7 protein-coding genes are annotated in these 8,201 nt (G+C 71.5%); 2 read left to right on the top strand and 5 right to left on the bottom strand.

Translation table 11 applies throughout. From position 1 onward, the window contains the following. Nucleotides 1–160: 160 nt before the first annotated feature. Both ACFWPT_RS05945 and ACFWPT_RS05940 read right to left on the bottom strand, forming a co-directional pair. Nucleotides 161–898, bottom strand: coding sequence for a chitinase (locus ACFWPT_RS05945; protein ID WP_380378498.1), 738 nt, complete (start codon nt 896–898; stop codon nt 161–163). Between the two features lie 298 nt (nt 899–1,196). Next, a complete protein-coding gene (locus tag ACFWPT_RS05940; protein ID WP_350878232.1) occupies nt 1,197–1,490 on the bottom strand; it encodes a hypothetical protein in 294 nt (97 codons plus the stop codon). A 158-nt stretch (nt 1,491–1,648) separates the two neighbouring features. Here ACFWPT_RS05940 and holA point away from each other — a divergent pair, with 158 nt between their 5' ends. Beyond that, nucleotides 1,649–2,647: a DNA polymerase III subunit delta gene (gene holA, locus ACFWPT_RS05935; RefSeq protein ID WP_380336861.1), complete on the top strand. Its 999-nt coding sequence runs from the start codon at nt 1,649–1,651 to the stop codon at nt 2,645–2,647. A 405-nt stretch (nt 2,648–3,052) separates the two neighbouring features. Here the strand turns inward: holA and rpsT are convergent, their stop codons facing one another. Together rpsT and ACFWPT_RS05925 are read right to left on the bottom strand one after the other, a co-directional pair. Further along, nucleotides 3,053–3,322 (bottom strand): 30S ribosomal protein S20, encoded by a 270-nt coding sequence (rpsT, locus tag ACFWPT_RS05930; RefSeq protein ID WP_063347533.1) that lies wholly within the window; start codon nt 3,320–3,322, stop codon nt 3,053–3,055. A 174-nt stretch (nt 3,323–3,496) separates the two neighbouring features. Beyond that, nucleotides 3,497–3,865, bottom strand: coding sequence for an antibiotic biosynthesis monooxygenase family protein (locus tag ACFWPT_RS05925; RefSeq protein WP_380479826.1), 369 nt, complete (start codon nt 3,863–3,865; stop codon nt 3,497–3,499). Between the two features lie 188 nt (nt 3,866–4,053). Here ACFWPT_RS05925 and lepA point away from each other — a divergent pair, with 188 nt between their 5' ends. After that, nucleotides 4,054–5,922, top strand: a complete 1,869-nt coding sequence (lepA, locus tag ACFWPT_RS05920; RefSeq protein WP_079135577.1) for a translation elongation factor 4 — start codon at nt 4,054–4,056, stop codon at nt 5,920–5,922. Nucleotides 5,923–6,168: 246 nt separating this feature from the next. Here lepA and ACFWPT_RS05915 read toward each other — a convergent pair whose 3' ends face one another. Further along, on the bottom strand, nt 6,169–8,067 hold the full coding sequence (locus ACFWPT_RS05915) for an ABC transporter ATP-binding protein (RefSeq protein ID WP_063351094.1): 1,899 nt from the start codon (nt 8,065–8,067) through the stop codon (nt 6,169–6,171). Between the last annotated feature and the right edge of the window lie 134 nt (nt 8,068–8,201).

The following is an 8,201-nucleotide window of genomic DNA, read 5'->3' as shown; positions in this document are numbered from 1 at the left end:
GGGGGGGGGGCGGGGGGTGGGGGGGGGGGGGGGGGGGGGGGCCCGTTATACCTTGGGGGGGCGGCCCCGCCCCCCGCCCGGAGCGCGCCGAAGTACGGGCACCTGCGATGGCGCGTCGCACTCGACCATCAAGCGCGAGCTGTCGGCAGGGCCGGTCGGGTCAGCAGGAGATGTTGCCGCCGCCGACGTCGGTGCCGAGGATGCCGACGAAGTTCTGGAAGAGGTTGATGCGGTCGTTGCGCTCGTCCGGGTTCTTGCCGTCGCATTCGAGGGCGCCGTTGATGCTGCGGATGGTCTCGCCGAAGCCCCTGCCGTTGACGATGGCGTCGTGCGCGGTCATCGTCCCGGCGCCGCTCTGGGTGTCCCAGAACCAGAGGCCGGTCTTCCAGGAGACGGCGGAGTCCCGTTCCACCTGGTACGGGTCGTCCAGCAGGTCGATGTGCAGGGCGTCGCCCGCCGCCTTGTAGTTGAAGTTCCAGCTGATCTGGAGCGGGCCGCGCCCGTAGTAGGCGCTCTGGCCGGCCGGACAGCCGTAGGACTGCGAGGCGTCGCAGTAGTGGCTGTAGTTGGCGGTGTTCTGCTCGACGACGTACCGCAGGCCGCCGGTCTCGTGGCTGACGTTGGCGAGGAAGGCGGCCGCCTCCCGCTTGCGCGTCGCGTCGTCGCCGGTGGTGGCGAACCCGGGGTAGGCGCTCAGCGCATTGACCAGGCCGTCGTACGTGTAGAAGGAGTTCCGGTTCGGGAACATCTGGTTGAACTGGGCCTCGCTGACCACGAACCCGTCGGCGGAGGCGGGCGTCGCCGGAACGGCGACCGCCAGCCCGCTCGCGACTGCGGCGGCGCTCAGCACGGCCAGAACGCGGGACCGGGTCCGGGAGAGGGCGCGGGATACCGACATCTGCACTCCTTGGGTGGCGTGGACCGAGTCGCTGGGCCCCTGCGGGCAGCCGGCTCGGATGCGCGAAGATTCGTGGCCGAAGCAACGTTCGCAGAATGGCACGCACTTGGGGTGAGGAGGCGCGGAAGTGACGGTGAATCACTCGACAGGGGTGTGGCTCATCGAGGGTTGACGCCGCGGTGGCCGGACCCGGTGGCCTCGTGCTCCTCGGCCCGGAACGGGCGCAGCGCCGCGTCCGGGGCCCGTCCCCCCTCGCCCGTCCCTCTCGAAGACTCCGGGCCGGGCCCGGCCGGCCGGGTCAGCCTTCCTCGCGCCAGCCCTCGTGCTCGACGGCGATGGCGTCGAGGGCGCGCAGCAGGGCCGGGGTCCAGCCGTCCTCCGGGGGCTCGACGACGACCAGCCACTGGGCGTCCTCGGCGTCGTCCTCGCCGGCCAGGGCGTCCCGGACGAGGTCGAGCTCGCCGAGGTCGGGGTGGGCGGCGCTGAGCTCCTCGGAGGCGTCCTCGGCGGCGTCGCGGTCGGGCAGGACGAGCAGTTGCCGGGCGTGCGGGTCGTTGACGTCCGGCAGGTCGGTGGTGTGGTTCTCGGTCACCGGACCATTCTCCAGGTCGGGTGATCGGCGCGGTCGGGCAGGTCGGGTCGGGCGGGCCGGGTCGGGCAGGTCGGGCCGGAGAGGCGGGACCGGGCGGGACCGGGGGCGGGGGTCGCCCCGGGCGGGAGTGTCCGCGCCCCGTGGGATGCTGGTAGGCGATGGCCAGGAAGAGTGCACCCGACGACCTGCTCGCCCCGCTGACCCTCGCGGTCGGCCAGGAGGAGCTGCTGCTGGACCGCGCGGTCGCCCAGGTGGTGGCGGCGGCGAAGGCGGCGGACCCGGACACCGACGTGCGGGATCTGCCGCCCGGCAGCCTGCAGCCGGGCAGCCTGGCCGAGCTGACCACGCCGTCGCTGTTCGCCGAGCGCAAGGTGATCGTGGTGCGGGCCGCGCAGGACCTCTCCGCCGACTCGGTGAAGGAGGTCAAGGCGTATATCGAGGCGCCGGCCGAAGAAGTGATCATGGTGCTGGCGCACGCGGGCGGGGCCAAGGGCAAGGGCCTGCTGGACGCCGGGCGCAAGGCGGGCGGTCGCGAGGTGGCGTGCGCGAAGCTGACCAAGGCGAGCGAGCGGCTGGCCTTCGTCCGGGGCGAGTTCCGTACGCTGGGCCGCTCGGCCACACCGGAGGCCTGCCAGGCCCTGCTGGACTCGCTCGGCAGCGACCTGCGCGAGCTGGCGGCCGCGTGCAGCCAGCTGACCTCGGACGTCGAGGGCGCGATCGACGAGACGGTGGTGGCCCGCTACTACAGCGGCCGGGCCGAGGCGACGGGCTTCGAGGTGGCCGATCTGGCGGTCACCGGCCGGGCCGCGGAGGCGCTGGAGCGGCTGCGCTGGGCGCTGGCGGTGGGCCAGCCGCCGACCGGCATCACCTACGCACTGGCCTCCGGCGTGCGCAGCATCGGGCGGCTGGCGACCACCGGGCGGAACATGCGTCCGGCGGACCTGGCCCGCGAGTTGGGCATGCCGCCGTGGAAGGTCGATCGGGTGCGCCAGCAGATGCGCGGCTGGACGGGCGACGGGGTGGCCACCGCGCTGACCGCGATCGCCCAGGCCGACGCCGCCGTCAAGGGCGGCTCGGACGATCCGGCCTTCGCGCTGGAGCGCGCGGTGGTGGCCGTCGCCCGGGCGGCCCGGGCCGGGTCCCGCCCGGCGTACTGACGGCGGCGCGGCTACCGGACCGGACCCGGGACGAGCCGGACCCGGCTACCCGGCTACCTGCCGACCCACCTGCCACCGCCTACGTGCCACCGCCTACGTGCCCATCGAGCGGACGGTCCCCCAGGCGCCGGCCCGCGGCGCCGCCGGAGCCCCGGAACCCCAGAACCCCGGAACCCCCGAGCCCCGGACACGCGTGACCGACGACAGCGGTCGGGCCGCGGAACGCGACAGGCGCCGCAGTGGGCCTCTGGAGAGAGGCCGACTACGGCGCCTGTCGTACTACTTCGTACACCGCACCCGCGTGGCGAACGCAGGCCGCGTGCGGTGCGAGTCTCACGCGCCTCAGGGGTCCGGGTAGAGGGCCGGGTCCGTCCCGAGGCGGTGGGGGCCGAGGCCCCCGGGGCGTCAGGCCTGGGCGGCCGTGTTGACGCGCTTGGTGATGGCCGACTTCTTGTTGGCGGCCTGGTTGGCGTGGATGACGCCCTTGCTCACGGCCTTGTCCAGCGCCTTGGAGGCGGCGCGGGCCAGCACGGTGGCCTTCTCGGTCTCGCCGGCGGCAGCGGCCTCACGGGCCTTGCGCAGGGCGGTCTTCAGCGAGGACTTGACGGCCTTGTTGCGCAGGCGCGCCTTCTCGTTGGTCTTGTTGCGCTTGATCTGGGACTTGATGTTCGCCACGAAGGAGCCTCAGTCTTGTCTAAAAGGATTGAACGGGCTGCACCGCGCGGCCGCCGGGCAGCTGAGAGGGCATGCCGGGGCCAGGTGCAGCAGCCCACGCTACCAGGGGCCCGCCACCCGCCCCAAACCGGGAGCCCGGCCCCACGGCGGGTCGCCTGCGCAGTAGTGGGTCGGCTACGCGCTGAGCACCGGCTCCCCGTAGTGCTCGACCTCCGGGAACGGCCGGTAGAAGCGGTGCAGCAGTTCCCGCCACTGCTGGTACTCGGCTGAGCGGCGGAAGCCCTCGGTGTGGTCCGCGAGCGTCTCCCATTCCACCTGGAGGAGGAATCGCGAGCCGCGTCCTTCGTCGAGGCAGCGCCGCAGGTGCAGGGAGCGGAAGCCCTGTTGGACGGCGATCAGGGGCCGGGCCTCGGCGAAGGCGGCGAGGAACTCGTCCTCCTGGCCGGGCAGGACGTCGAGCAGGGGCCGGGCCTCGGCGAAGGCGGCGAGGAACTCGTCCTCCTGGCCGGGCAGGACGTCGAGCAGGGCGCTTTCGAGGATCACGGGGTGTCATCCTGCCGCCTGGCGCGGGCCCGGAGAAGGTCCGGGCGGACCGAACGGCGGTCCGCGCCGTGGTCGTGGGAAGATGGGAGGAACTATTTCGATCGGACGAGACTGTCCGGTCCCCGGGAAAACCGGTCAGCGATGACCAGGACACCCCCGGCCCCGGACCAACGGAGAATCGGACCAAGGTGCCCGCGACCCCCAGCAATGTGCCAGAGCCCAGCCGTACCGACCCGGCGCTGATCCGCAACTTCTGCATCATCGCCCACATCGACCACGGCAAGTCGACGCTCGCAGACCGGATGCTGCAGATCACCGGCGTCGTCGACCCGCGGCAGATGCGCGCCCAGTACCTCGACCGCATGGACATCGAGCGCGAGCGCGGCATCACCATCAAGTCGCAGGCGGTCCGCCTCCCGTGGGCGCCGAAGACCGGTCCGAATGCCGGGACGACGCACATCCTCAACATGATCGACACCCCCGGCCACGTGGACTTCACGTACGAGGTGTCCCGCTCCCTCGCGGCCTGCGAGGGCACCATCCTGGTGGTCGACGCGGCCCAGGGCATCGAGGCGCAGACCCTCGCCAACCTGTACCTGGCGCTGGAGAACGACCTCACGATCGTCCCGGTGCTGAACAAGATCGACCTGCCGGCCGCCCAGCCGGAGAAGTACGCGGCGGAGATCGCGCACATCATCGGCTGCGACCCCTCGGACGTGCTGCAGGTCAGCGCCAAGACCGGCCTCGGCGTCGAGGACCTGCTGGACCACATCGTCAACACCATCCCGGCCCCGGTCGGCGTCAAGGACGCCCCGGCCCGCGCGATGATCTTCGACTCGGTGTACGACTCCTACCGCGGCGTGGTCACCTACGTGCGTGTCGTGGACGGGCAGCTCACCAAGCGCGAGCGGATCGCGATGATGTCCACCGGCGCCACCCACGAGCTGCTGGAGATCGGCGTCATCTCGCCCGAGCCGAAGGTCGCCGACGGCCTGGGCGTCGGCGAGGTGGGCTACATCATCACCGGCGTGAAGGACGTCCGGCAGTCCAAGGTGGGTGACACCATCACCTCGATGCACAAGGGTGCGACCGAGGCGCTGGGCGGCTACAAGGAGCCGCGCCCGATGGTGTTCTCCGGCCTGTACCCGCTGGACGGCTCGGACTACCCGCTGCTGCGCGACGCCTTGGACAAGCTGCGGCTGAACGACGCCGCGCTGGTGTACGAGCCGGAGACGTCGGTCGCGCTCGGCTTCGGCTACCGCTGCGGCTTCCTCGGCCTGCTGCACCTGGAGATCATCCGGGAGCGCCTGGAGCGCGAGTTCAACCTCGACCTGATCTCCACCGCCCCGAACGTGGTCTACCGGGTGGTCATGGAGGACGGCACCGAGCACATCGTCACCAACCCGAGCGAGTTCCCGACCGGCAAGCTTGCCGAGGTGTACGAGCCGGTCGTGCGCGGCACCATCCTGGCGCCCAACGAGTTCGTCGGCGCGATCATGGAGCTCTGCCAGTCCCGCCGCGGCAACCTGCAAGGCATGGACTACCTGTCCGAGGACCGGGTCGAGCTGCGCTACACCCTGCCGCTCGCCGAGATCGTCTTCGACTTCTTCGACCAGCTGAAGTCCAAGACCCGCGGCTACGCCTCGCTCGACTACGAGCCCATCGGCGAGCAGTCCGCCCAGCTGGTGAAGGTCGACATCCTGCTGCACGGCGACGCGGTGGACGCCTTCTCCGCGATCGTGCACAAGGACAAGGCCTACGGCTACGGCGTGATGATGGCGGGCAAGCTGCAGAAGCTGATCCCGCGCCAGCAGTTCGAGGTGCCGATCCAGGCGGCCATCGGCTCCCGGGTGATCGCCCGTGAGACGGTCCGCGCGATCCGCAAGGACGTCCTCGCCAAGTGCTACGGCGGTGACATCTCGCGCAAGCGCAAGCTGCTGGAGAAGCAGAAGGAAGGCAAGAAGCGGATGAAGATGGTCGGCCGCGTGGAGGTCCCGCAGGAGGCCTTCATCGCCGCGCTGTCCACCGACGCCGAGGCGCCGAAGGAAAAGAAGTAACCACAGGCGCGTGAGAGGGGCCCGGGCGGACAACCGCCCGGGCCCCTCCTCGTTCTCTCCGCCGGAGCGGGCCGCCGCAGTTTCCCCGCCGGAGCGGACCGCCGCAGCTTCCCCCGCCGCAGTTTCCCCGCCGGAGCGGACCGCCGCAGCTTCCCCCGCCGCAGCTTCCCCCGCCGCAGCGCGCCGCGGACGAGGAGCCGGGGCGGTTCGGGCCCGCCCCGGCTCGGCGCCGGCGGTGTGCGGCGGTCAGTCCACCTCGGCCACGGCCTCCGCGAACTGCGCCTGGTACAGCCGCGCGTAGGCGCCGTGCGCGGCGATCAGCTCGTCGTGCGAGCCCTGTTCGACGATCGAGCCGTTCTCCATCACCAGGATCACGTCGGCGTCCCGGATGGTGGAGAGCCGGTGCGCGATCACGAAGCTGGTGCGGCCGGTGCGCAGCCGGGCCATGGCCCGCTGGATCAGCACCTCGGTGCGGGTGTCGACGGAGCTGGTCGCCTCGTCCAGGACGAGGATCGACGGCTGGGCGAGGAACGCCCGGGCGATGGTGATCAGCTGCTTCTCGCCCGCGCTGACCCCGGCGCCGTCGTCGTCGATGACGGTGTCGTAGCCGTCCGGCAGGGTGCGCACGAAGCGGTCGACGTGGGCGGCCTTGGCGGCCTCGACGACCTGCTCGCGGGTGGCTCCCTGGGCGCCGTAGGCGATGTTGTCGGCGATGGTGCCGCCGAACAGCCAGGTGTCCTGGAGCACCATGCCGATGCCGGAGCGCAGGTCCTCGCGGGACATCGCGGAGACGTCGACCCCGTCGAGGGTGATGCGTCCGGAGCTGACCTCGTAGAACCGCATCAGGAGGTTGACCAGGGTGGTCTTGCCGGCGCCGGTGGGGCCGACGATGGCGACGGTCTGGCCGGGTTCGACCTTGAGCGAGAGGTCCTCGATGAGCGGCTTCTCGGGGTCGTAGCGGAAGGACACGTCCTGGAAGGCGACCCGGCCGTGGATGGTGTCGGGCCGCTCGGACACGGCCGGTTCGGGGGTCTGCTCGGGGGCGTCCAGCAGCTCGAAGACGCGCTCGGCGGAGGCGACCCCGGACTGCACCAGGTTGGCCATGCTGGCGACCTGGGTGAGTGGCTGGCTGAACTGCCGCGAGTACTGGATGAACGCCTGTACGTCGCCGATGGACAGCGCGCCGCTGGCCACCCGCAGGCCGCCGACGACCGCGACCAGCACGTACTGCAGGTTGCCGATCAGCATCATCGCGGGCTGGATGATCCCGGAGATGAACTGCGCCCGGAAGCTGGAGGTGTACAGCGCCTCGTTGTGCTCGCGGAAGGTCTCGGCGGACTCGCGCTGGCGGCCGAACACCTTGACCAGGGTGTGGCCGGTGTACATCTCCTCGATGTGCGCGTTGAGTTGGCCGGTGGACTTCCACTGCTGGACGAACTGGGGCTGCGCCCGCTTGCCGACCTTGGCGGCGACGGCCACCGACAGCGGCACCGAGACCAGGGCGATCGTCGCCAGCAGCGGGGAGATCCAGAACATCATGGCCAGTACGCCGACCACGGTGAGCAGCGAGTTGACGACCTGTCCCATGGTCTGCTGCATGGACTGGCTGATGTTGTCGATGTCGTTGGTGACCCGGCTGAGCACCTCGCCGCGCGGCTGCTTGTCGAAGTAGCTGAGCGGCAGTCGGGCGATTTTGGCCTCGACGTCCTGGCGCAGCCGGTAGCCGGCCCGCTGGATCGCCGTGGTGGCCAGCCGGCCCTGGACGATGCCGAACAGGGCGGAGGCGAGGTAGATGACCAGCACCCAGAGCAGGACGGTGCCGATGGCCCCGAAGTCCATGCCCTGGCCGGGGGTGAAGTCCACCGAGGAGAGCAGGCCGGCGACGCCGCCCTCGCCGTGGGCGCGCAGCCCCTCGACGATCTGCGCCTTGGAGGTGCCGGGTTCGAAGCGGGCGCCGACGACGCCGGCGAAGATCAGGTCGGTGGCGTTGCCGAGGACCTTGGGGCCGGTGACGGCGCAGCCGATGCTGAGCACGCCGAGGGCCAGCACGCCGGAGATCAGGTTGCGTTCGGGGCGCAGCAGGGCGAGCAGCCGCTTGCCGGAGCCCTTGAAGTCCATGGACTTCTCGGTGCCCTGGCCGCCCATGAAGCGGCCCGGTCCGGCGGGGCCGCGGCGGGCGGCGGCGGCCTGCGAGTCGCTGGGCAGTTCGTCGGCGGGGTCCGCGGCCTTGGTGTCCGGGTCGGGCTGTGTGGTGTCCGTGGTCTCGGGGTCCGCGGTTC

Origin of the sequence: Kitasatospora sp. NPDC058478 (genome assembly GCF_042720345.1) — a bacterium.
Classification (GTDB): Bacteria; Actinomycetota; Actinomycetes; order Streptomycetales; family Streptomycetaceae; genus Kitasatospora.
Note: the sequence above shows the minus strand (reverse complement) of the source record. Positions and strands in the feature narration are given on the sequence as shown.